16 protein-coding genes and 2 pseudogenes are annotated in these 23,779 nt (G+C 72.6%); 13 read left to right on the plus strand and 5 right to left on the minus strand.

The window, feature by feature from the left end; genetic code table 11:
- Nucleotides 1-4: 4 nt before the first annotated feature.
- The 3 genes from ACLF5H_RS33495 to ACLF5H_RS33505 are packed head-to-tail and all read right to left on the minus strand — an operon-like array spanning nucleotide 5 to nucleotide 4,487.
- On the minus strand, nucleotides 5-928 hold the full coding sequence (locus ACLF5H_RS33495) for a hydroxymethylglutaryl-CoA lyase (RefSeq protein ID WP_421679936.1): 924 nt from the start codon (nucleotides 926-928) through the stop codon (nucleotides 5-7).
- 17 nt (nucleotides 929-945) lie between these two features.
- Nucleotides 946-2,859, minus strand: coding sequence for a biotin carboxylase N-terminal domain-containing protein (locus ACLF5H_RS33500; protein WP_421679779.1), 1,914 nt, complete (start codon nucleotides 2,857-2,859; stop codon nucleotides 946-948).
- Between the two features lie 11 nt (nucleotides 2,860-2,870).
- On the minus strand, nucleotides 2,871-4,487 hold the full coding sequence (locus ACLF5H_RS33505) for a carboxyl transferase domain-containing protein (protein ID WP_421679780.1): 1,617 nt from the start codon (nucleotides 4,485-4,487) through the stop codon (nucleotides 2,871-2,873).
- 97 nt (nucleotides 4,488-4,584) lie between these two features.
- Between ACLF5H_RS33505 and ACLF5H_RS33510 the strand changes: the two genes are divergently transcribed.
- The 5 genes from ACLF5H_RS33510 (at nucleotide 4,585) to ACLF5H_RS33530 (ending at nucleotide 8,675) form a co-directional block, all read left to right on the plus strand.
- Nucleotides 4,585-5,178, plus strand: a complete 594-nt coding sequence (locus tag ACLF5H_RS33510; protein WP_421679781.1) for a TetR/AcrR family transcriptional regulator — start codon at nucleotides 4,585-4,587, stop codon at nucleotides 5,176-5,178.
- Between the two features lie 22 nt (nucleotides 5,179-5,200).
- On the plus strand, nucleotides 5,201-5,776 hold the full coding sequence (locus tag ACLF5H_RS33515) for a Uma2 family endonuclease (RefSeq protein WP_421679782.1): 576 nt from the start codon (nucleotides 5,201-5,203) through the stop codon (nucleotides 5,774-5,776).
- Between the two features lie 148 nt (nucleotides 5,777-5,924).
- Nucleotides 5,925-7,082 carry an acyl-CoA dehydrogenase family protein gene (locus ACLF5H_RS33520; protein WP_421679783.1) on the plus strand — a complete coding sequence of 386 codons (1,158 nt, stop codon included), beginning with the start codon at nucleotides 5,925-5,927 and terminating at the stop codon, nucleotides 7,080-7,082.
- A gap of 36 nt (nucleotides 7,083-7,118) precedes the next feature.
- The gene (tesB, locus tag ACLF5H_RS33525; protein WP_086808468.1) at nucleotides 7,119-7,985 is read left to right on the plus strand and encodes an acyl-CoA thioesterase II; all 867 of its coding nucleotides are present in this window, start codon (nucleotides 7,119-7,121) and stop codon (nucleotides 7,983-7,985) included.
- 306 nt (nucleotides 7,986-8,291) lie between these two features.
- Complete coding sequence (locus ACLF5H_RS33530; RefSeq protein ID WP_421679784.1) at nucleotides 8,292-8,675, plus strand: hypothetical protein; 384 nt, start codon at nucleotides 8,292-8,294, stop codon at nucleotides 8,673-8,675.
- Between the two features lie 128 nt (nucleotides 8,676-8,803).
- Here ACLF5H_RS33530 and ACLF5H_RS33535 read toward each other — a convergent pair whose 3' ends face one another.
- Nucleotides 8,804-9,598 carry a phosphatase gene (locus ACLF5H_RS33535; RefSeq protein WP_421679785.1) on the minus strand — a complete coding sequence of 265 codons (795 nt, stop codon included), beginning with the start codon at nucleotides 9,596-9,598 and terminating at the stop codon, nucleotides 8,804-8,806.
- A gap of 89 nt (nucleotides 9,599-9,687) precedes the next feature.
- Nucleotides 9,688-11,233: pseudogene (locus ACLF5H_RS33540) on the minus strand (PucR family transcriptional regulator ligand-binding domain-containing protein).
- Nucleotides 11,234-11,379: 146 nt separating this feature from the next.
- Here ACLF5H_RS33540 and speB point away from each other — a divergent pair.
- The 8 genes and pseudogenes from speB to ACLF5H_RS33580 all read left to right on the plus strand — a co-directional run bounded on the left by speB (nucleotide 11,380) and on the right by ACLF5H_RS33580 (nucleotide 23,765).
- A complete protein-coding gene (gene speB / locus ACLF5H_RS33545) occupies nucleotides 11,380-12,351 on the plus strand; it encodes an agmatinase (RefSeq protein ID WP_421679786.1) in 972 nt (323 codons plus the stop codon).
- Nucleotides 12,352-12,356: 5 nt separating this feature from the next.
- Nucleotides 12,357-14,051, plus strand: a complete 1,695-nt coding sequence (locus tag ACLF5H_RS33550; protein ID WP_421679787.1) for a thiamine pyrophosphate-binding protein — start codon at nucleotides 12,357-12,359, stop codon at nucleotides 14,049-14,051.
- A 591-nt stretch (nucleotides 14,052-14,642) separates the two neighbouring features.
- Nucleotides 14,643-15,182 (plus strand): annotated as a pseudogene (locus tag ACLF5H_RS33555) (GntR family transcriptional regulator); the annotation flags it as partial.
- Nucleotides 15,183-15,364: 182 nt separating this feature from the next.
- On the plus strand, nucleotides 15,365-16,285 hold the full coding sequence (locus tag ACLF5H_RS33560) for a serine hydrolase (RefSeq protein WP_421679788.1): 921 nt from the start codon (nucleotides 15,365-15,367) through the stop codon (nucleotides 16,283-16,285).
- Nucleotides 16,286-16,357: 72 nt separating this feature from the next.
- Entirely contained in the window at nucleotides 16,358-17,452 is a 1,095-nt protein-coding gene (locus ACLF5H_RS33565; RefSeq protein WP_421679789.1) for an esterase-like activity of phytase family protein, read from the plus strand.
- 83 nt (nucleotides 17,453-17,535) lie between these two features.
- Complete coding sequence (locus tag ACLF5H_RS33570; protein ID WP_421679790.1) at nucleotides 17,536-21,258, plus strand: ABC transporter ATP-binding protein; 3,723 nt, start codon at nucleotides 17,536-17,538, stop codon at nucleotides 21,256-21,258.
- Between the two features lie 132 nt (nucleotides 21,259-21,390).
- Nucleotides 21,391-21,780, plus strand: a complete 390-nt coding sequence (locus ACLF5H_RS33575) for a hypothetical protein (protein WP_421679791.1) — start codon at nucleotides 21,391-21,393, stop codon at nucleotides 21,778-21,780.
- A 119-nt stretch (nucleotides 21,781-21,899) separates the two neighbouring features.
- The gene (locus ACLF5H_RS33580) at nucleotides 21,900-23,765 is read left to right on the plus strand and encodes a glycoside hydrolase family 3 protein (RefSeq protein ID WP_421679792.1); all 1,866 of its coding nucleotides are present in this window, start codon (nucleotides 21,900-21,902) and stop codon (nucleotides 23,763-23,765) included.
- Nucleotides 23,766-23,779 lie beyond the last annotated feature (14 nt).

The following is a 23,779-nucleotide window of genomic DNA, read 5'->3' on the forward strand; positions in this document are numbered from 1 at the left end:
CTGATCACTGGTCCTTGTGGGAGAGAGCGCGGACGGTACGGGAGGGGCTGGGCCGGTCCAGATGGGCGGCCATCCACACGCTGGTGGCGGTCAGCCGGCCGAGGTCGACGCCGGTCTCGATGCCGAGGCCGTGCAGCATCCAGACCAGGTCCTCGGTGGCGAGGTTGCCGGTGGCGGACTTGGCGTAGGGGCAGCCGCCGAGCCCGCCGGCGGACGCGTCGACCGTCGTCACGCCGTGCTCCAGGGCCGCGTAGGTGTTCGCGAGCGCCTGGCCGTAGGTGTCGTGGAAGTGCACGCCGATCTCGTTGGTCGGCACGCCCTCCTCGTTGAGCAGGTTCAGGAGTTCCTGGACATGCCCGGGGGTGGCCACGCCGATGGTGTCGCCGAGGCTCAGCTCGTCGCAGCCCATGTTCCGCAGGGCGGTGCAGACGCGGGCCACCTGATGCAGCGGGACCGCGCCTTCCCAGGGGTCGCCGAAGCACATGGAGACATAGCCGCGCACCCGCGCGCCCGCGTCCTTGGCCTGGCGCACCACCGGCTCGAACACCGCGAGGGACTCGTCCACCGTGCGGTTGAGGTTGGCCTTGGCGAAGGACTCGGTGGCGCTGGCGAACACCGCGATCCGCTCCGCGCCGAGGGCCAGCGCCCGGTCCAGGCCGCGCTGGTTGGGCACGAGGACGGGCAGCTCGACCCCGGGCAGCTCGCGCACCCGCGGGAACAGCTCCTCCGCGTCGGCGAGTTGGGGCACCCACTTGGGGTGCACGAAGCTCGTCGCCTCGATCGTGGTCAGGCCCGCCTTTGCGAGGCGGCGGATGAACTCCGCCTTCACCTCGGTCGGTACGGCACCCTTCTCGTTCTGCAGCCCGTCGCGCGCGCCGACCTCGTAGATCCGTACCCGGGCGGGCAGGTCCGAGGCCGGTACGACCATGGGCAGCCGCTCGGCGCTCACTCCGTCTCCTCCTTCGGCGCGATGACGGCCAGCACCTGGTCCATGGCGACCGTGCTGCCCGGTGTGACGTCCAGCTCGGCGACGGTGCCCGCGTGCGGGGCGGAGACGACGTGCTCCATCTTCATCGCCTCCACCACCAGCAGGCTCTGCCCGGCGGCCACTTCGTCCCCGACGGCTGCCTTGACGACGGTCACCGTGCCGGGCATCGGCGCGGTCAGCGAGTCGGCGCCCGCGTGCGCCGCCCGGGACAGCGAGTCGGCCACCGGGTCGTGGTCGCGCACCTGCCAGGCGTCGCCGTCCCGGCCGATCCAGTCACCGGCACGGCGGAAGGTGTGCCGCAGCCCGTCGAGGGTGACGGCGACGGTGTCGCCGGTGACGGTGGCGGTGCCGCGCGGGGTGTACGTCACCGGGTCCTGGGCCTTCAGATGGAAGGCGGGCGGCTTCGGAGTGCCGCCGAGCCGCCAGCCGCTCGGCACCGAGAAGGGATCGGTCCAGCCCTCGCCGGTGGGCTTCAGCTCCTCCAGTCGTACGGCCGCCGCCGCCTCGTACACCTCCTCGGGCACGTCCGTGGTGACCAGGTCGTCCACCACCCGCTCCACCAGACCGGTGTCCAACTCGCCCGCCACCACGGCCGGATGGCCGAGCAGCCGGCGCAGGAAGCCCGCGTTCGTCTGCACGCCCAGCGTGACCGTCCCGGCCAGCGCCGCCCGGAGCCTGCGCAGCGCGGTCGCGCGGTCGGGGCCGTACGCGATCACCTTGGAGAGCATCGGGTCGTACAGGCTGCCGACCTCGGTGCCCTCGCTGAGCCCGGAGTCGGTGCGCACGCCGTCGCCCCCCGGCTCGTCCAGCAGCAGGACCGTGCCCCCGGAGGGCAGGAAGCCGCGGGCCGGGTCCTCGGCGCAGATACGGGCCTCGACGGCGTGGCCGGTCAGCGTCACGTCGTCCTGGGTGAAGCCCAGCGGCTCGCCCGCGGCCACCCGCAGCTGCCACTCCACGAGGTCGAGCCCGGTCACCAGCTCGGTGACGGGGTGCTCGACCTGGAGCCGGGTGTTCATCTCCATGAAGTAGTACTGCGAGGGGTCGCTGCCCGGCACGATGAACTCCACCGTGCCCGCGCCCCGGTAGCCGCAGGAGCGGGCCGCCTGCACGGCCGCCTCGCCCATCGCCGCGCGCGTGGCCTCGTCCAGGAGGACGCTCGGCGCCTCCTCGATGATCTTCTGGTGGCGGCGCTGGAGCGAGCACTCGCGCTCGCCGAGGTGCACGACATTGCCGTGGCCGTCGGCCAGCACCTGGATCTCGATGTGCCGGGGCCGGTCGATCCACCGCTCCACCAGCAGGGTGTCGTCACCGAAGGAGGCGCGGGCCTCGCGGCGGGCGGCGGCGATCTCCTCGTCCAGGACGGCGAGGTCCCGCACCAGGCGCATGCCCTTGCCGCCACCGCCGGCCGACGGCTTCAGCAGCACCGGCGGGCCCAATGCACGGGCCGCTTCGGCGAGTTCGGGGTCACGGCCGCCGGGGACCACCGGCACTCCGGCGGCCGCCACCGTCTCCTTGGCGCGGATCTTGTCGCCCATCAGCGCGATGGCGTCGGCCGAGGGGCCGATGAAGACCAGGCCCGCCTCCTCGCAGGCGCGCGCGAAGGCGGCGTTCTCGGCGAGGAAGCCGTAGCCCGGGTGGACGGCCTGCGCGCCGGTGCGGGCCGCGGCCTCCAGCAGCCGCTCCACCGACAGATAGCTCTCGGCCGCGGGCGGCGGGCCGATCCGGACCGCCGTGTCGGCCTCCCGGACGTGCCGCGCTCCCGCGTCGGCGTCGGAGAAGACCGCCACCGAGCGCACGCCCAGCTCGCGGAGCGTACGGATGACCCGTACCGCGATCTCGCCCCGGTTGGCGACCAGCACTGTGTCGAACACGATTCCCCTCCTCACATCCGGAAGACGCCGAACTGGGGCTCTCCCAGTGGCGCGTTGGCGCAGGCCGTCAGGGCGAGTCCGAGCACCTGACGGGTCTCCATCGGGTCGATCACACCGTCGTCCCACAGCCGGGCGGTCGCGTAGTAGGCGTTGCCCTGGGTCTCGTACTGCGCGCGGATCGGCGCCTTGAACGTCTCCTCGTCCTCGGCGGACCAGCTCTCGCCGCGGCCCTCCAGCTGGTCGCGCTTGACCGTGGCGAGGACGCTGGCGGCCTGCTCGCCGCCCATGACGGAGATCTTGGCGTTCGGCCACATCCACAGGAAGCGGGGGGAGTAGGCCCGGCCGCACATCGAGTAGTTGCCCGCGCCGTACGAACCGCCGACCACGACCGTCAGCTTGGGCACCCGGGTGCAGGCCACCGCGGTCACCATCTTGGCGCCGTGCTTGGCGATGCCGCCCGCCTCGTAGTCCTTGCCGACCATGAAGCCGGAGATGTTCTGGAGGAACACCAGCGGGATGCCGCGCTGGTCGCACAGCTCGATGAAGTGCGCGCCCTTCTGGGCGGACTCGGCGAACAGGATGCCGTTGTTGGCGACGATCCCGACCGGGTGCCCGTGGATGCGCGCGAAACCGGTGATGAGTGTCTGGCCGTATTCGCTCTTGAACTCGGCGAACCGGGAGCCGTCGACCACCCGGGCGATGATCTCCCGGACGTCGTACGGCGTGCGGGAGTCGACCGGCACCGCGCCGTACAGCCCGGCCGGGTCCACCTTCGGCTCGATCGCCGGGGTGACCTCCCAGGGCGGCGACTGCCGGGCCGGGAGGGTGGCGACGATGTTCCGGACGATGCGCAGGGCGTGCGCGTCGTCCTCCGCGAGGTGGTCGGTGACGCCGGAGATCCGGGAGTGGACCTCGCCGCCGCCCAGCTCCTCCGCCGTGACCACCTCGCCGGTGGCCGCCTTCACCAGCGGGGGGCCGCCCAGGAAGATGGTGCCCTGGTCGCGGACGATGACCGCTTCGTCGCTCATCGCCGGGACGTACGCGCCGCCCGCCGTGCAGGAGCCGAGGACGGCCGCGATCTGCGGGATGCCGGCGCCGGACATACGGGCCTGGTTGTAGAAGATCCGCCCGAAGTGCTCGCGGTCCGGGAAGACCTCGTCCTGCATCGGCAGGAAGGCGCCGCCGGAGTCGACCAGGTAGACGCAGGGCAGCCGGTTGTCGAGGGCCACCTCCTGGGCGCGCAGATGCTTCTTCACCGTCATCGGGTAGTACGTGCCGCCCTTGACGGTCGCGTCATTGGCGACGATCACGCACTCGCGCCCGCTGACCCGGCCGATCCCGGCGATCACCCCGGCGGCCGGCGCCTGCCCGTCGTACAGCCCGTCGGCCGCGAGCGGGGCCAGCTCAAGGAACGGTGAGCCCGGATCGAGGAGTGTGTCGACCCTGTCCCTCGGCAGCAGCTTGCCGCGCGCGGTGTGCCGGGCCCGCGCCCGCTCCCCGCCGCCGAGCGCCGCCGCGGCGAGCTTGCCGCGCAGCTCCTCGACCAGTGCGAGATGGGCCCCTTCATTGGCCCGCCAGGCCTCCGACGCGGGCTCGGCCGCGCTCCGGAGTTCCGGTGCCTCCTGCATCCTGCGGTCCCCTCACCCGGTGCTCGAACCGGTTAATGAGCGTTAACCATTTCCTTCAGGTTAACGACCGCTAACCGCGCTGTCTAGAATCGTCTTCATGGCCAGAACCGACGCCCCGACCCGCCGCGAGCAGATCCTCAGGGAGGCCGCCCGCCTCTTCGCCGAGCGCGGCTTCCACGGCGTCGGCGTGGACGAGATAGGGGCGGCCGTCGGCATCAGCGGCCCCGGCCTGTACCGGCACTTCCCCGGCAAGGACGCGATGCTCGCCGAGCTGCTCGTGGGCATCAGCGGCCAGCTGCTCACCGGGGCCAGGCGGCGGCTCGCGGAGGCCGACGGGGACGCCCGCGCCACCGCGGTCCTGGACTCCCTGATCGAGGGCCATATCGACTTCGCCCTGGACGACCGGCCGCTGATCACCCTGCACGACCGCGAGCTGGACCGGCTGCGCGACAGCGACCGCAAGCTGGTGCGCCAGCTCCAGCGGCAGTACGTGGAGCTCTGGGTGGGCGTGGTCCGCGAGGTCTACCCCACCCTGACCGAGCCCACCGCCCGCTCCGCCGTCCACTCCGTCTTCGGCCTCCTCAACTCCACCCCCCACCTGGGCCGAGCGGGCACCCTCCCCGGCCGGGGGGCGACGTCGGAGCTGCTGCACCGGATGGCGAGGGGGGCGTTCGCGGCGGCGGGGGAGTGACGCGGGCCACTAGCATCGGGCTGTGGACTACGCCAGGATGCGCGTGATCGCCGAGGAGCTCGACGCCCGTGCCGAGCGCCTCGAAGGGGCCTGGCGCGTGGAGATCGGCCCGTCGGGCCCTGTGCTGGCCATGCGGCGCCGGCCGAAGCGACACGCGGGGACGGTCTGCCGGATCCGCGCACAGCTGGACGCGCAGCTCCGCACCACACATCCGGGCCACGTCTGCGCGAGCGGCCCGGCGACCGAACACCCGGCGCTCGGCCGCATGCGGCTCCCCGACGCGATGGTCGTCCCCGAGGCGGTCCTGGACGAGGAGGGCATCGCCGTCGACGCGACCCAGGTCCTCGCCGTGGTGGAGATCGTCTCGCCGTCCAACCCCACCAACGACTACATCGAGAAGCTGGCCGACTACCCGGCCATGGGCATCGCGCACTATCTGATCGTCGACCCCCGCACCGGCACCATCGAGGTCCACTCCGACCCGTGCAAGGGCCGCTATGCCCGCAAGGACTCGTACATCTACGGGGACTCCGTGCCCTTCGGGTCCTGGACGGTCGAGACCTCCGCCTTCCGGCGTTACGGCAAGGCGGGCGACTGACCGGAACCGGCCCCTCTGTCCGGGTGCCGCTCGCCTCGTGGCGCAACTCACCCTGGACGCCTCCCGTACCCGCCGGTATCTTCGAAGCTGAGCAAGCGCTTAGACATGCCCTTTCCCGGCATGCCCGAGGTACGTGGAGGTGGACGGCGTGCGCCGTACGGTGTTCAACGAGGATCACGAGGCGTTCCGGGAGACCCTGCGCGCCTTCATCGAGGCCGAGGTCGTACCGGTGTACGACGAGTGGTTCGCGGCGGGGCAGGCGCCCCGCGACTTCTACTACAAGCTCGGTGAGCTGGGCATCTTCGGCATCAACGTCCCCGAGGAGTTCGGCGGCGCGGGCATGGACAGCCACAAGTTCGAGGCCGTCCTCTACGAGGAGACCGCCCGCGCGGGCGTCCAGTTCGGCGGCTCCGGCGTGCATGTGCTGCTCGCCCTGCCGTACATCAAGATGCTGGCCACGGAAGAGCAGAAGAAGCGCTACCTGCCGAAGTTCGTCACCGGCGAGGAGATGTGGGCCATCGCGATGACGGAGCCGGGCACCGGTTCCGACCTCGCGGGCATGAAGTCCACCGCCAAGCTGAGCGAGGACGGCACCCACTACGTCCTCAACGGCGCCAAGACCTTCATCACCGGCGGCGTCCACGCCGACCGGGTGATCGTGTGCGCCCGCACCGCCGCGCCCACCGCCGAGGACCGCCGCCACGGCATCTCCCTGTTCGCGGTGGACACCAAGTCCGAGGGCTACTCCGTCGGCCGCAAGCTGGACAAGCTCGGCCTGAAGACCTCCGACACCGCCGAGCTGGCCTTCGTGGACGTCAAGGTCCCCGTCGAGGACCTGCTGGGCGAGGAGAACAAGGGCTTCTCTTACCTCGGCCACAACCTGGCCTCCGAGCGCTGGGGCATCGCGTTCGGCGCCTACGCGCAGGCCAAGGCCGCCGTCCGGTTCGCCAAGCAGTACGTCCAGGAGCGCACCGTCTTCGGCAAGCCGGTCGCGCACTTCCAGAACACCAAGTTCGAGCTGGCCTCCTGCCAGGCCGAGGTGGACGCCGCCGAGGCCGTCGCCGACCGCGCGACCGAGGCCCTGGACGCCGGCGAGCTGACCCCCGCCGAGGCCGCCTCCGCCAAGCTGTTCTGCACCGAGGTCGCGCACCGCGTCATCGACCGCTGCCTCCAGCTGCACGGCGGCTACGGGTACATGAACGAGTACCCGATCGCCCGCCTGTACGCGGACAACCGCGTCAACCGCATCTACGGCGGCACCAGCGAGATCATGAAGACGATCATCGCCAAGGACATGGGTCTGTAAGGACCCGGCAATCACCGCCCGGTACAACTGATCGCCATGAGCCAGGCACTCCAGGACCTCCTCGATCTGCTCGACCTCGAACAGATCGAGGAGGACATCTTCCGCGGCCGGTCCCGCTCCGCCGTCGTCCCCCGCGTCTTCGGCGGGCAGGTCGCGGCGCAGGCGCTGGTCGCCGCCGGGCGCACGGTCCCCGCGGACCGTCCCGCCCACTCCCTGCACGCCTACTTCCTGCGCCCCGGCGACCCCGGCGCGCCCATCGTCTACACCGTCGACCGCATCCGCGACGGCCGGTCCTTCACCACCCGCCGCGTGGTCGCCGTCCAGCACGGCAAGCCGATCTTCCATCTCTCGGCGTCGTTCCAGACGTACGAGGAGGGGCTCGAACACCAGGCGCCGATGCCCTCGGCGCCCGACCCGGCGACCCTGCCCACCTCCCACGAGCGGCTGCGCGGCTACGGCCATCTCGCGCCCGACGTGGTGGAGCGCTTCCTGGAGGCACGCGAGGCGGTCGACCTCAGATACGTGGACGAGCCGCCGTACGGCCGCTTCGGCGAGCCGCGCGAGCCGCACAGCCAGGTGTGGTTCCGCACCAACGGCAAGCTGGACGACGACCCCCTGCTGCACGTCGTCCTCGCCACCTATGTCTCCGACATGACCCTGCTCGACTCCGTGCTGCTCGCGCACGGCCGCGGCGGCTGGGCGGTCGGTGACGTGGTGGGCGCGTCCCTGGACCACGCCATGTGGTTCCACCGCCCCTTCCGCGCCGACGAATGGCTGCTGTACGACCAGGAGTCGCCCTCCGCGCACGGCGGCCGCGGCCTCGGCCAGGCCCGCATATACACCCAGGACGGACAGCTGGCCATCACCGTCATCCAGGAGGGCGTCGTCCGCGTCCCGCGGTAGCCGGACGTGGAATGGTTTCCTGAGGTGCCAAGTGACGTGTGGGGTACTAGGCTCAGTGAGTGAAAGCCGCGAATGCACGGTATGAGCGGCCGGCGAGGTTTCGGGACACCTCTGACCTCAGCCGCGGCACCTGATGACGCGCCAGCGTCCGGGTGGGCCGCAGGCGTCGACCGTACAGACGTACCGTGTGCCACACATTGATCTCGCGGTGACATCCGAAGACCGCGCCGCGTTCCGTGCGGCGGCGGCCATCCACCTCGCCGTGTCCCCCTGGGGGGCCGCGAGAGACGATGGAAGGTAATTCCCATGCGAGCAACACGCACGCGGCGCCTCGTCGCGATGTCCGCCACCGGCCTGCTGCTGGCAGGCGGAGCCGCGATCGGCGCGGCGGGCACCGCCTCGGCGAGCCCGTCCAACGTTCACAGCTCCTACAGCAGTGACTGGGGCGGCGGCCACGGCGGCCACGGTGACCACGGTCGCGGAGGACACGGCGGCTGGTGGGGCAACGACGATGACGACTGGGGCTACGGCGGCTACGGCGGCTACGGCCACGGTGGCTATGGCGGCTACGGCGGCCACGGCGGCTACGGCGGTGGCCATGGAGGCTACGGCGGCGGCCACGGCGGTGGCGGCCACGGTGGCGGAGGCCACGGCGGTGGCGGCCACGGTGGTGGAGGCCACGGTCGCTGAGCCGGGTCCCGACCCGATGTGACACGATGTGCGGCCCCGCGCGCGGGGCCGCACATCCCTTTGTTCCCGGCCTCGTTCGGACCGGTCTCATCCGGAGTCCGGACGGCCCTCGTCCGGACCGGCCTCGTTCAGTCCTCGGTCAGACCCGCCGCGGCCAGCAGATACGCGGTCATCAGGTCGTAGTGGCGCGGGCTGACCACATGGTCGTCCAGCGGCACGGCGACCTGGAGGGTGCCCTCCGACTCGGCGAGGAACAGCGCCGGGTCGTTGCAGTCGGCGTAGCCGACCGAGTCCAGGCCGTGCTGCGCGGCGTATCCCGCCCAGCCGTGGTCGGCGACCACCAGGTCGGGCAGCGGCCGTCCCGCCTGCTCAAGTGCGGTGAGGATGGCCCGCATCGGCTCCCCGGAGTGCGTGTGCCACAGCGTGGCGCCGTGCTCCAGGACCGCCACGTCCGCGAACTGCATGACGTATCCCTCGTCCGTCTGAAGTCCGTCCGGGATGACGACGATCTCGCATCCGGCGGCGCGCAGCGCGGCGGCCGTCGCCCGGTGCACATCCAGCAGCCCGCCCGGGTGACCGGTCGCGAACAGCACCCGCTCGCGCCCCTCGGCCGCCTTGCGCAGCCGCGCCGCGAGCCGGTCCAGGCCGTCCACGGTCAGTTCCGGGTCGATGGTGTCCTGGCCGTACCGGTACTCGGGGTCGTCGTTGACCCCCACCCGCTCGGCCATCACCGCGAGCACGTCCTGCTCGTCCGCCCAGCGGTCGCCCAGCTCCAGGCCGAGCCAGAAGTTGCGGTCGCTGTTGGCCAGCAGCCGGTAGTGGGAGAGGTTGTTCTCGCGGGGCGTGGCGACGTCCCCCGCGATACGGGTCCTCACCAGGTGGTCGACGAGTTGGGCGCGGCTGGGTGTCCCGGATATCGGCATGGCACCCATTGTGGGGCAGCCCGGCGCGGGCGTCCCGGAGGTTTCGCCCGCTGGGACGGGCGTCACCCTCGCCCGGGCGGTGCGCGGTGTCAGGGGTTCCGCAGCGCGAACCACAACTCCATGCGTACGTCCGGGTCGTCCAGGTCGGCGCCGAGCAGCAGGGCGCCGCGGGCGACGCGTTGCCGCACGGTGTTGCGGTGCACCCCCAGCGCGACCGCCGTGCGGTCCCAACTGCCGTGCAGGGAGAGCCAGGTGCGCAGGGTGTCCACGAGCGCGGGCTGCGCGGCGAGCGGCGCGAGCAGGGCGTGGGCATGGGCCCGCGCCGCCGCCTCGGGCACCAGCTCGGACAGCCCGGGGCGGGCGCCGTGCCGGACCAGCGGCCCCCCCCCCCCCCCCCCCCCCCCCCCCCCCCCCCCCCCCCCCCCCCCCCCCCCCCCCCCCCCCCCCCCCCCCCCCCCCCCCCCCCCCCCCACCCCCCCCCCCCCCAGATTGTGAGTCGAGGTCGACCAGGGGCGAGCCCAGGGCGGTGCCGAGGGCGGCGGCGGCCACGGCGTCCGGCGCCTGCCGCTCGGGGCGCGCGTGGACGACGATCCGCTCGCCGTCCCCCTCGTCGGCGCCGCCGCCCATGTCGAGCAGCGGCGCGACCTCCCGCGGCGCGGCCCCCAGCAGCAGCCGTACCAGCGCGGAGGAGCGGGCGGCCCCGGCCCCGCTGTGGTGCTCCCCGGTCAGCAGCGACAGCAGCACCGCGCCCACGGAGGCGATGGTGTGGTCCCCGCCCGCGCGCCGACCGGCGGCGACCCCGAGCACGAAGCCCTCGCCGGAGCCGAGGGCGTACGCGGACAGCTGGACGCCGTCGGCGGTGTCGGTGGCGGAGGCGGGCCGGGCGGGGGCGGTGGGCGCCTTTCCGGGCGGGGCCTGGCCGGTCGGGGCTCGTCCGGGTGGGGCGGCCGGGCGGACCACCGCCGCCAGCTTCCGCAGGGCCTCGGTGACGGCGGGCGCGGGGGCCCGGCCGGCCGTCGCGATCCCGGTGCCGTCGGGGCCGTAGAGCACCGCGTGCCCGCCGAGCCGCTGGGCGAGCCGGCGCAGCACCGACGGCACCGGGTCGGAGTGGGCCGCGGCCGCGGCGAGGCTCTGCTGGGCCTCGGTGACCCGGCGCAGTTCGGCGAGGCGAGCCTGCGCCATCAGCTGCCACACCGCGCGGGCCACCCCCGAGAAGGTGGTCCCCGGCGGGACCTCCAGCAGCGGCAGCCCATGGGTGGCGCAGGCGGTGACCAGGGCGTCCGGCACCGTGTCGTGCACCGGGGCGAGCCCGAAGCCGAGGGCGGCGCCGCCCGCCGCGACGACACGGGCGACGTAGGAGTCGAAGAAGGCGTCCGGCGACGGGGTGTCGGGGATCTGCACCCCGGCCGTCAGGAGCAGTTCGCCGCCGAGGAGATAGGGGAAGGGGTCGGCCATCTCGGAGGTGTGCGCCCAGTGGACGACGACGTCCGGGCCGGTGGGACCGGCGAGCTGGCGCAGGGCGAGGTCCTCGCGGGCCAGGAGGGCGGAGAGGGGCACCGGCGGGGTCGGCGGGACGGGGGCGGTGGCCGGGGCGGCCTGGGCCGGGGCGCTCGTACCGGCCGTGATGTCGGCCATGGTGTGCACTTCCTCCACTCCAGGTCCCTTGTATGGATAAAACGTACACTTCGTAGTGGCTGCCCGGCCACCTAATGTCGATGCACAGGAACACGCGCCGAAAGCGCGACGAGACGCAGCCAGGACGCAGGAAAGAAGGCCCCCCGATGAGCAGCAACGAGACGCCCCGCGGCCCCGTCGACTCCTCCCGCGTCCCCCGGTACGCCGGCCCCGCGACCTTCGCCCGGCTGCCCCGCCTGGACGAGGTCGGCACCGCCGATGTCGCCGTGGTGGGCGTGCCCTTCGACTCGGGTGTCTCCTACCGGCCCGGCGCGCGCTTCGGCGGCAACGCGATCCGCGAGGCGTCCCGGCTGCTGCGCCCCTACAACCCCGCGCAGGACGCGTCCCCCTTCGCGCTCGCGCAGGTCGCGGACGGCGGCGACATCGCGGTGAACCCGTTCGACATCAACGAGGCCGTCGAGACGATCGAGGCCGCGGCGGACGACCTGCTGGGCACCGGCGCCCGGCTGATGACCCTGGGCGGCGACCACACCATCGCGCTGCCGCTGCTGCGCTCGGTGGCCAAGAAGCACGGCCCGGTCGCGCTGCTGCACTTCGACGCCCACCTGGACACCTGGGACACGTACTTCGGCGCCGAGTTCACGCACGGCACGCCGTTCCGCCGCGCGGTGGAGGAGGGCATCCTCGACACCTCCGCCCTCTCGCACGTGGGCACGCGCGGCCCGCTGTACGGCAAGCAGGACCTCACCGACGACGAGAAGATGGGCTTCGGCATCGTCACCTCGGCGGACGTCTACCGCCGGGGCGCCGACGAGGTGGCCGACCAGCTCCGCCAGCGCATCGGCGACCGCCCGCTGTACATCTCCATCGACATCGACTGCCTCGACCCGGCGCACGCCCCCGGCACGGGCACGCCGGAGGCGGGCGGCATGACCTCGCGCGAGCTGCTGGAGATCCTGCGCGGCCTGGCCTCCTGCAACCTGGTCTCGGCGGACGTGGTCGAGGTCGCCCCGGCCTACGACCACGCCGAGATCACGTCCGTGGCGGCCTCCCACACGGCGTACGAACTGACCACCATCATGTCCCGCCAGATCGCGGCGGCCCGGAAGGACGCGTAACCGACGTGACGCACGACCACGACCTGGTACTCCGCCCGACCGCCGCCCAGCGGGAGGCCGCGCTGAACCCGCCGCCCGGCCGCACCGGCGGAGACCTGGTCGTGGAGACCCTGGCCGGGCTGGGCGCGACGACCGTCTTCGGCCTGCCGGGACAGCACGCGCTGGGCGTGTTCGACGCCCTGCGCAGGTCTTCCCTCCGCTACATCGGCCTGCGGGTGGAGAACAACGCGGGCTTCGCGGCCGACGCGTACGGCCGGATCACCGGCGAGGCGGCGCCGCTGCTGCTGTCGACCGGCCCCGGCGCGCTGACCTCGCTGGCCGCGCTCCAGGAGGCGGCCGCCGCCTCCGCCCCCGTGCTCGCGATCAGCAGCCAGGTCCCGACGGCGGGCCTGGGCGGCGGCCGCCACGGCTATCTCCATGAACTCCCCGACCAGGCCGCGTCGTTCCGGGGCGTGGTGAAGTCGGTGCACACGGCCCGCACCCAGTCCCAGATCCCCTCGGCGATCGCCGAGGCCTGGAAGTCCGCGCTGACGGCCCCGCACGGCCCGGTGTGGGTGGAGATCCCCCAGGACGTCCTGGGGGCCCCGACGCCGCTGCCGGTGGTGACGGCGATGGACGCGACGCCGGACGACCTGGTACCGCGCCCCGAACTGACGGCACTGGCGGCGGAGTTGCTGTCCACCGCCGCCCGCCCGGCGATCATCGCGGGCGGCGGCGTCGTACGCTCGGACGCCTCCGGCAAGCTGCGCCGGCTGGCGGAACTGCTGGACGCCCCGGTGGTCACGACGTACGGCGGCAAGGGCGCGTTCCCCTGGACGCACCCGCTGTCCCTCCAGTCCTGGCTGGAGGACCGGCACACCACCGACTTCCTGGAGGACGCCGACGTCCTGCTGGTCGTGGGTTCGGGCCTCGGTGAACTCTCCTCGAACTACCACACGTTCAAGCCGCGCGGCCGGGTCATCCAGATCGAGGCGGACCTCGGGAAGCTGGAGTCGAACCACCCCGCGCTGGGCATCCACGCGGACGCCCGCCTGGCCCTCCAGGCGCTGCTGGAGACGGCGACGGAACGGCGTGATCCCGGGGCGGCGGAGCGGGTGCGCGCGGTGCTCTCCCGCGTCTCGGACCGCATCGCGTCCCAGGAACTCACCCTGGAACAGTCGCTGTTGACCGCCGTGCGCCGCGCGCTGCCGGCCCGCTCCCCGTCCTTCTGGGACATGACGATCCTGTCCTACTGGGCGTGGTGCGGCTTCGACCCCCGGGGCACGAACCTGATGCACTCCTCCCAGGGCTCGGGCGGCCTCGGCTACGCCTTCCCCGCGGCCCTGGGCGCGGCGGTCGCCGACCCGAGCCACCCGGTCCTCGCGGTCTCCGGCGACGGCGGCGCCCTCTACTCCATCGCCGAACTGGCCACGGCCCGCCAGCACGACCTCCCCGTCACCTGGCTGATCGTCGACGACGGCGGCTACGGCATCCTGCGTGCATACATGACGGACGCCTTCGGCGAGTCGACGGCCACGGAACTGACCCGCCCGGACTACGTCGCCCTCGCCGAATCCTTCGGCGTCCCGGGCGTACGGACGACCCCGGAATCCCTGCAACCGGACCTGACCCGCGCCCTGTCGACGCCGGGCCCTTCAGTGGTCGTCCTCCCCGCCGTGCTGCGGATGTTCGCGCCGACGCATCTGGGTCAGGGCGCGTAGCGAGCCCCGGCTACCCGGCGTTGACGCGGACGGGGTCGAGGTGGAGTTCATCGGGCCCCATGCAATCGGCGGCCCAGGTGGCGAGGCGCGAGCCGCAGACGCAGACCAGATTGGGACCGTTCGCCCCCGAGGGCCCACAACACCCCGCCCAGTTGCCCCCGTTCGTGAAGGGGGCGAGGCGGGGCAGAACGTCCTCGGGGTGCACGACGACACTGTCACGCCGCCCCGCGGACACGGTCTCCCCACCGTAGGGCCGCATCAACTCTCTTCCCGAGCCGCGGGCCTGCCGCCTGGGTGCCCCGACCGGAACGAAGGGCGCGCCCCAGGGGTCGGGGTCGATGGCACAGCACCCACGAGGGACCGTGGACCGAGCCCGCCCGCTCTGGTCACACTCCGGTTTCTATCGCCCCGCGTCCTGACCCGCCACACGGAAACCCACCCGGAGGGACGCCCTCGCCGAACCCTCGGCGTTGGCCACGGCCTGTGCCGTCGGGCCGGGTTCGCCGTACCGTCGTACGTGGTCGGCGCCGGCCATGAGGGACGAGCGGGGTGGGTCGCGTGAACGGTCAGTACGGGGAACGGGCGGCTTCCGTAAGGGACTTCCGGCCCATCCGCCGCCGCGGCATCGAGCGGCTCGCCCGGGAGCAGTGGGGCGAGGGCCGGTCCGTCTGGGCGGCGGACATCGGGGGCCGTGAACTCGCCGTCGACTCCGTCGAGGTGGCGCACGAGCCCGCGTCGGCGGCCGTCGCCGGGGTCATGGGCCTGGACGAGGCCGCGCACCTCTGCGTCCGCCGTCGTCGTTTCGTCCTCGACGGCAAGCCGGTCCTGCTGTCCACGTCCTACCTGCCGGCCGACCTCGTCGCGAACTCCCCGATCGCCGAGCCGGACACGGGGCCCGGCGGTGTCTACGCCCGCCTCGCCGACCTCGGCCACGCCCCGGTCCGCTTCCGTGAGGAACTCCGCTCCCGGATGCCCGGCCGGACCGAGGCCGAGCGAGTCGAACTGCCGCCCGGCGTCCCCGTGATCCAGATCGTCCGCACGGCCTTCGACGCGGAGGGGCGGGTCGTCGAGGTCAACGAGATGGTCCTCGACTCCGCCGCGTATGTCCTGGAGTACGACTTCGAGGCGTGACCCGGCCGCGCCTCAAGGGGGATTCGTCCCGCTCCGGCATGGACGAAGCATTGCCGGCCGCTGGTCAGTGGGAACACTCGCCTTGAGAACATGTGTGCAACTTCCGACCACTCTTGCGAGTCAAAGGGCCGTACGTGCCCGCAAGGGGTGCGTCCACACGTCGTTCCCAGGGGGACTTCTCGATGACCCACCGCTTCAGCCGGCGCGCCAAGGCGTCGGTCGCGGCGCTCGGTGCCGCGCTGCTCATACCCACCGTCGCGGCCGCCGGCCCGGCCGCCGCGACCACACCCGCCGTGAGCTGCACCTCGGGCAAGGCCGGTCTCGCCGCCAAGCTGACCAAGGACATCACCGCGGCGCTGGCGAACCGCAAGAGCACCGTCGCCATCGGGCTCTACGACCGCAGCACCAAGACCACCTGCACCCTGCGCGGCACCACCGCGTACGACTCGGCCAGCACCGTCAAGGTCACCGTGCTCGCCACGCTGCTGTGGGACGCCAAGAAGCACAACCGCTACCTGACGAGCACCGAGACCTCGCTCGCCACCGCCATGATCACCCAGTCGGACAACGACGCCACCAGCAAGCTGTGGAAGCAGCTGGGCCTGACGAAGATCAAGGGCTTCCTGGCCGCCGCCAAGATGACCAAGACCGTGCCGGGCTCGGGCGGTTACTGGGGCCTGACCCAGGAGAACGTCGCCGACGAGCAGAAGCTGCTCCAGCTGGTCACCGCCAAGAACAGCGTGCTCAGTGACAACTCCCGCTCGTACATACAGAAGTTGATGGGGCAGGTCGTCTCCGACCAGCGCTGGGGCACGCCCGCCGGTGCGCCGTCCACCGTCTCCGTGCACGTCAAGAACGGCTGGCTGCAGCGCTCCACGCACGGCTGGCGCGTGCACAGCCTCGGCACCTTCAACGGCGCGGGGCACGACTACATGATGTCCGTGCTGACCCAGGACGACAGCACCATGGACTACGGCGTCACCACCATCCAGAACGTCGCCAAGGCCATCCACAAGGACCTCGTGCCGACCACCGCCAAGACGGCCCGCTACGTCCCCACGACCAGGCCGGACGAGGCGTTCGTCGCCACGCCCGCCCCCTAGCCACAAGCTTTCAGCGCGAAGTCAACACAAAGTCTCCCGCGCGTAGTTGAGCCGCGGCTACGGTGATCGATCATGCGCCTGAGACATGTCATCGCCACCGTCACCGCCGGCCTGGCGGCCGCCACCACACTGACCGCCGCCGGGCCCGCCGCGGCCCGGCCCGCCCACCTCGTCCCGCTCGTCCCGCACGCGCGCGCGGGCCACGCCTGTTCGTCCACCGTCTCGATCGACCGCTTCTCCGACGCGCTCGACAAGACGACGTACGACGGCACCTTCGTCGGCAACCTCTCCGCCCTCGCCGTGGACCGCGACGGATCGCTCGCCGCCCTGTCGGACCGCTCCCAGCTGTTCGACCTGGACGCCCGGACCCTCCGGCCGAAGTCCGCCGTCCACCTCGCGGACGAGAACGGCGCCGACCTCGACTCCGAGGGCCTCGTCCTCGACCTCCCCCACCCCCGGCTCCGCTCGCGCGGCGGGACCCCCACCGGCACCCTCCTCGTCACCTCCGAGGTCGAACCCTCCATCCGGCGCTACTCCCGCGACGGCAAGATCCTCGACCGGCTCCCCGTGCCGCCCTCCCTGCTCGTCGCCCCCGCGGGCCGCGCCACCTCCAACCAGACCTTCGAGGGCCTGACCCTGCTGCCCGGCGGCCGCACCCTCCTCGCGTCCATGGAGGACCCGATCGCGGGCGACAGCGCCGACCTCGTCCGCTTCCAGACCTGGACCCGGACCAAGGGCGACCACTTCCGGCTCGCCGCGCAGTACGGGTACCGCATCGACGCCGGGCTCGGCGTCCCCGAGGTGCAGGCCACGCCCGACGGCCGGCTCCTCGTCCTGGAGCGCGGCTTCACCGCGGGCGTCGGCAACACCGTCCGCCTCTACCTGGCCGACCCGCGCCACGCCACGGACACCAGCGGCATCGAGAACCTCACCGGCCAGGGCGGCGTCCGGCTGATCAAGAAGACGCTGCTCGCCGACCTCGCCGCCTGCCCCTCCCTCGGCGCCACCGCCAAGCAGCCGCAGCCCAACCCCCTCCTCGACAACATCGAGGGCATGACCATCACGGGCCGCGACCGCACCGGCCGTCTGCAGGTCCTCCTGGTCAGCGACGACAACCAGAACCCGGTCCAGACCACCCGCTTCTACTACCTGCGGGTACGCGCCTGACGACCAATTGTTGCGGAGGGATGAAATCCGCTCCCACCCGCGTTGGTGCCTTCCGGAAAAGTACGACAACCGGGAGGCACCGCGTGGAACCACATCGGGCATGGGCACGACGACTCGCGGGCTACGCCTGGCGCTACCCCAAGGACGTCCTCCTCGCCCTCGGCTCCTCGCTCGCCGGTATGGCCGTCACCGCCGTCGTCCCCCTGATCACCAAGGTGATCATCGACGATGTGATCGGCGCCCACACCCGTTCCATGGCCCCCTGGGCCGGTGCCCTCGTCGTCGCCGCCGTGCTCGTCTACGCCGCCACCTACGTCCGCCGCTTCTACGGCGGCCGGCTCGCCCTCGACGTCCAGCACGACCTGCGGACGGAGATGTACGACACGATCACCCGGCTCGACGGCCGCCGCCAGGACGAGCTGTCGACCGGCCAGGTCGTGGGCCGTGCCACCAGCGACCTCCAGCTGATCCAGGGCCTGCTCTTCATGCTCCCGATGACCATCGGGAACGTGCTGCTCTTCCTGGTCTCCCTGGTGATCATGGCGTGGCTGTCGCTGCCGCTGACCCTCGTCGCCCTCGCCGTCGCCCCCGCGCTCGGCTGGATCGCCCGGCGCAGCCGCAGCAAGCTGCACCCCGCCACCTGGTACGCCCAGGCCCAGGCCGCCGCCGTCGCGGGCGTGGTCGACGGCGCGGTGAGCGGCGTACGGGTGGTCAAGGGCTTCGGGCAGGAGGCGCAGGAGACCGGCAAGCTGCGCGAGGTCGGCCGCAAGCTGTTCGCGGGCCGGCTGCGCACCATCCGCCTGAACAGCAGGTACACCCCCGCCCTCCAGTCCGTCCCGGCGCTCGGCCAGGTCGCCATGCTCGCGCTCGGCGGCTGGCTCGCGGTGCGCGGGCACATCACGCTGGGCACCTTCGTCGCCTTCTCCACCTACCTCGCCCAGCTGGTCGGCCCGGTCCGCATGCTCGCGATGGTCCTCACCGTCGGCCAGCAGGCCCGCGCCGGCACCGAACGCGTCCTGGAGCTGATCGACACCGAGCCGACCATGAAGGACGGCACCCGGGAGCTGCCCGCCGACGCGCCCGCGACCGTCGAGTTCGACGACGTGTCCTTCGGGTACGCCGACGACACCAGGGTCCTGGACGGGCTCAGCTTCGAGATACGCCAGGGTGAGACGCTGGCCGTGGTCGGCTCCTCCGGCTCCGGCAAGTCCACCCTCTCCCTGCTCCTGCCGCGCTTCTACGACGTCACCCACGGCGCCGTCCTGATCGGCGGCCACGACGTGCGCGAGCTGACCCACTCCTCGCTGCGCGCCGCGATCGGACTGGTCCCGGAGGACTCGTTCCTCTTCTCCGACACGGTCCGCTCGAACATCGCGTACGGCCGCCCGGACGCCACCGACGACGAGATCGAGGCCGCCGCCCGCGCCGCCCAGGCCGACCGCTTCATCCGGGAACTGCCCGAGGGCTACGACACCAAGGTCGGCGAGCACGGCCTCACCCTCTCCGGCGGCCAGCGCCAGCGCGTCGCGCTCGCCCGTGCCCTGCTCACCGACCCCCGCCTGCTGGTCCTGGACGACGCCACCTCCGCCGTGGACGCCCGCGTCGAACACGAGATCCACGGGGCGCTGAAGGAGGTCATGCGGGGCCGTACGACCCTGCTGATCGCCCACCGCCGCTCCACCCTGAACCTCGCCGACCGCATCGCCGTACTCGACCGCGGCCGGCTCGCCGACCTCGGCACCCACGAGGAGCTCCAGCGGCGCTCCGCCCGCTACCGGCGGCTGCTGACCGACCCGGACGAGCTGGGCGGCGTCTCTCCCGGCCACACACCGCCGGACGGCGAGCCGATCGAGGACGACAGCCTGCGCGCCGAGCTGGACGCCGAGTACGACGCCGAGCGCGGCGTCACCCCCCACCTGTGGACCGGCGACCGCGCGCCCAAGGACATGGCGCTGGCCGGCACCCCCGCCACCCCCGCGCTCCTCGCCCAGGTGGACGCCCTGCCCCCGGCCACCGACACCCCCGACGTCGACGAGGACAAGGCGGTACGGCCCGAGGACTCCTACGGGCTGCGCCGCCTGCTGCACGGCTTCGGGCTGCCGCTGCTGGTCAGCCTGGCCCTGGTCGCCGTCGACGCGGGCGCGAGCCTGGTGCTGCCGGTGCTGATCCGGCACGGCATCGACGCGGGCGTCACCAAGCTGGCCATCGGCGCCGTCTGGTCGGCCGCGCTGCTCGCCCTGCTGGTGGTGCTGGTGCAGTGGGCCGCGCAGATCGGCGAGACCCGGATGACCGGCCGTACCGGCGAACGCGTCCTCTACACGCTGCGGCTCAAGATCTTCGCCCACCTCCAGCGGCTCGGCCTCGACTACTACGAGCGCGAGCTGACCGGCCGGGTGATGACCCGGATGACCACCGACGTCGACGCGCTGAGCACCTTCCTGCAGACCGGCCTGGTCACCGCGTTCGTCTCGGTCGTCACCTTCTTCGGCATCATGGTCGTCCTGCTGGTGATCGACATCCAGCTCGCCCTCGTCGTCTTCGTCACGCTGCCCCCGCTGATCATCGCCACCTTCTTCTTCCGCCGGGCCAGCGTGAAGGCGTACGAGCTGGCCCGCGAGCGCGTCTCGGCGGTCAACGCCGACCTCCAGGAGTCGGTGTCCGGGCTGCGGATCGTGCAGGCGTTCCGCCGCGAGCGGGACGGCGGGCGGCGGTTCGCCGAGCGCAGCGACGGCTATCGCGCGGCCCGGCTGCGCGGCCAGTGGCTGATATCGATCTACTTCCCGTTCGTCCAGCTGCTGTCCTCGCTCGCCGCCGCCGCCGTGCTGATCGCGGGCGCGGGCCGGGTGGAGGCCGCCACCCTCACCACCGGCGCCCTGGTCGCCTACCTCCTCTACATCGACCTGTTCTTCGCCCCCGTGCAGCAGCTGTCCCAGGTCTTCGACGGCTACCAGCAGGCCACCGTCTCGCTCGGCCGCATCCAGGAGCTGCTGCGCGAGCCCACGTCCACGAAGGAGGCGAAGCAGCCGCGTGACGTCACGTCGCTGCGCGGCGACATCGCCTTCGAGGGGGTGCGCTTCGCGTACGGCGACGACGAAGCCGCCCTCGCCGACGTCGAGTTGACGATCCCCGCGGGCCAGACGGTCGCCTTCGTCGGCGAGACCGGCGCCGGAAAGTCCACCCTGGTCAAGCTGGTGGCCCGGTTCTACGACCCGACGGCCGGACGGGTCACCGTCGACGGCGCCGATCTGCGCGACCTGGACCTGACCGCCTACCGGCACCGGCTCGGCGTGGTGCCGCAGGAGGCGTACCTGTTCCCGGGCACCGTCCGGGACGCCATCGCCTACGGCCGCCCCGGCGCCACCGACGCCGAGGTGGAGGCGGCCGCGCGGGCGGTCGGCGCGCACGAGATGATCGCCACCCTCGACGGCGGCTATCTGCACGAGGTCGCCGAGCGCGGCCGCAACCTCTCGGCCGGCCAGCGCCAGCTGATCGCGCTCGCCCGCGCCGAACTGGTCGACCCGGACATCCTGCTCCTGGACGAGGCCACGGCCGCGCTCGACCTGGCCACGGAAGCCCAGGTCAACCAGGCCACCGACCGCCTCGCGGGCCGTCGCACCACCCTGGTGGTGGCCCACCGGCTGACCACTGCCGCCCGCGCCGACCGGGTGGTGGTCATGGACCACGGCCGGGTCGCCGAGGACGGCACGCACGAGGAACTGCTCGCCCTCGGCGGCCGGTACGCCGAGCTGTGGCGGACCTTCGCCGGTCGCTCCGAGCCGGAGGAGCCGGTGGGCGCGGCCCTCTGAGCCCCGCCGAATCCGCGCGGATGCCGATGATCCGCGCGGATGACGATCGTGCAACCATCCGGCATACCCCTTGCGTCGTACATGCGTACGGCCGCCGGGGGACGGCCAGGGCGTTTCAGGGAGGACGAACACGTGGAAAGTGGTGCGATACGCCGGCGTCTCACGCTCGGTCCGGTCCTGCTGGCCGCGGCCGGACTGCTGGCCTTCGCGGCCTCCGGCACCGCACAGGCGGCGCCCAGCGGCTGCTCGGGGGAACAGGTCAGAACCCTCTCCTTCGCCTCCGGCGTCACCCGTGTCTACCGGCAGGGCGACTACATCTGCGCCATGACCCTCGCCCGCAGCCCCGGCACCGTCCGCGCGATGTCGGTCAGCGTCCAGGCCCGCGGCAGCCGCCCGGCCAAGGACAACGGGCGCTATCTGCACCACGCAGGGCCGGTGACCGTGCACGCCGGGCACCGCTGTGTCTGGATCCGCGGCGCGGTCGGCCAGAACAGCGTCAGCTCGGGCTGGATCCTCTGCTGAACCGCCGCCCGCGTCGACACGCTGGCCGCTGTGCGTTCCCTTGACGGAAAGAAACTTCCCGGATATTGGTGACTCCTTGGAAGTTTCCTTCAGCAGTTCTCCTCTGGGAAGGAGCGCACGTGCCCGACACCAGCACGGGAAGCGACACCAGCAAGAGAGGCACAGGAAACACCGGGGGCGGGGGCGGCGCCCGGCTGTCCCGGCGTACCGTCCTCGCCGCGGGGGCCGGGATCACCGCCGCGCTGACCGTGCCCACCACGGCCCGCGCCGCCACCCCCGACGAGCGCCGTCTCAAGGCCCTGATCTCCCGGATGTCGCTCCCGGAGAAGGTCGGCCAGCTCTTCGTGATGCGGGTCTACGGCGCCTCCGCCACCGCCCCCGACCAGGCCGACATCGACGCCAACCTGAGCGAGCTGGGCGTGCGCACCGCGGCCGAGCTGATCCAGAGGTACCGGGTCGGCGGGATCATCTACTTCACCTGGGCCCACAACACCCAGAACCCGCACCAGATCGCGGAGTTGTCCAACGGCATCCAGAAGGCGTCCCTGGACCGGCCGCGCGGCCTGCCGATGCTGATCGCCACCGACCAGGAGCACGGCGCGGTGTGCCGGGTGGGCGAGCCCGCCACGCTCTTCCCCGGCGCGATGGCGATCGGGGCGGGAGGGTCCGCGGCCGACGCGCGCACCCTCGGCCGGATCTCGGGCACCGAACTGCGCGCCCTCGGCATCAACCAGGACTACTCGCCCGACGCCGATGTGAACGTCAACCCGGCCAACCCGGTGATCGGGGTGCGCTCCTTCGGCGCCGACCCGGCGGCGGTCGCGGAGCTGGTCGCGGCCGAGGTGAAGGGCTATCAGTCGGCTCGGGTCGCCGCCACCGCCAAGCACTTCCCGGGCCACGGGGACACCGCGGTCGACAGCCACTACGGCTTCCCGGTCATCACGCACAGCCGGGAGCTGTGGGAGAAGCTGGACGCGGTGCCGTTCCGGTCGGCGATCGCGGCGGGCATCGACTCGATCATGACCGCGCACATCGAGTTCCCGGCCCTGGACGACTCCGGCGACCCGGCCACCCTCTCCGAGCCCATCCTCACCGGCATCCTGCGCGGTGAACTCGGCTACGACGGCGTGGTGATCACCGACTCCCTCGGCATGGAGGGCGTGCGCACCAAGTACGGCGACGACCGGGTGCCGGTGCTCGCGCTGAAGGCCGGCGTGGACCAGCTGCTCAACCCGCCGTCCATCGACACGGCCTGGAACGCGGTCCTGAAGGCCGTCCAGGACGGCGAGCTGACCGAGGCCCGCCTCGACGAATCGATCCTGCGCATCCTGCGGCTGAAGTCCCGGCTCGGCCTCTTCGACGGGGCCTACGTGGACCGGCGGGGCGTGGACCACGCGGTCGGCACCAAGTCCCATCTGGCCGCGGCCGACCGCATCGCCGAGCGCACGACGACCCTGCTGGTCAACGAGGGCGGCACCCTGCCCCTGAACCGCCATGCCCAGCCCCGCCTCCTGGTGGTCGGCGCCGACCCGGACTCCCCGTCCGGTACGACAGGGCCGCCGACCGGCGTCCTGGCCACCGCCCTCACCGAGGCGGGCTTCACCGCCACCGCGCTGCCGACCGGCACGAGCCCGTCCGCGGCGACCATCGACAAGGCGGTGGCCGCCGCCCAGGACGCGGACGCGGTGGTGGTCGGCACCTACAACGTGACGGCGAACAGCTCCCAACGCACCCTGGTGGACGCGCTGTTGGCGACCGGCAAGCCCGTGGTGGCGCTCGCCGTGCGCAACCCGTACGACATCGCCCAACTCCCCTCGGTCCGGGCCTGCCTGGCGTCGTACTGCTGGACCGACGTCGAACTCCGGGCCGCCGCACGGGTGATCGCGGGCCGCGTCAAGCCGCGCGGCAAGCTCCCGGTACCGGTGCAGCGGGCCGACGACCCGACGAAGGTCCTGTACCCGATCGGCCACGGCCTGACGTACTAGGACGGACGGACCCA

The organism is Streptomyces sp. LaBMicrA B280, assembly GCF_049222185.1.
In the GTDB taxonomy this organism is placed as follows: domain Bacteria; phylum Actinomycetota; class Actinomycetes; order Streptomycetales; family Streptomycetaceae; genus Streptomyces; species Streptomyces murinus.

Bases quoted from the DNA above. Each gene is read 5' to 3' on its own strand.
- ACLF5H_RS33505 (WP_421679780.1), bottom strand. From the start codon at position 4,487: ATGCAGGAGGCACCGGAACTCCGGAGCGCGGCCGAGCCCGCGTCGGAG.
- ACLF5H_RS33495 (WP_421679936.1), bottom strand. From the start codon at position 928: ATGGTCGTACCGGCCTCGGACCTGCCCGCCCGGGTACGGATCTACGAG.
- ACLF5H_RS33565 (WP_421679789.1), top strand. From the start codon at position 16,358: ATGCGCCTGAGACATGTCATCGCCACCGTCACCGCCGGCCTGGCGGCC.
- speB (WP_421679786.1), top strand. From the start codon at position 11,380: ATGAGCAGCAACGAGACGCCCCGCGGCCCCGTCGACTCCTCCCGCGTC.
- ACLF5H_RS33535 (WP_421679785.1), bottom strand. From the start codon at position 9,598: ATGCCGATATCCGGGACACCCAGCCGCGCCCAACTCGTCGACCACCTG.
- ACLF5H_RS33530 (WP_421679784.1), top strand. From the start codon at position 8,292: ATGCGAGCAACACGCACGCGGCGCCTCGTCGCGATGTCCGCCACCGGC.
- ACLF5H_RS33510 (WP_421679781.1), top strand. From the start codon at position 4,585: ATGGCCAGAACCGACGCCCCGACCCGCCGCGAGCAGATCCTCAGGGAG.
- tesB (WP_086808468.1), top strand. From the start codon at position 7,119: ATGAGCCAGGCACTCCAGGACCTCCTCGATCTGCTCGACCTCGAACAG.
- ACLF5H_RS33560 (WP_421679788.1), top strand. From the start codon at position 15,365: ATGACCCACCGCTTCAGCCGGCGCGCCAAGGCGTCGGTCGCGGCGCTC.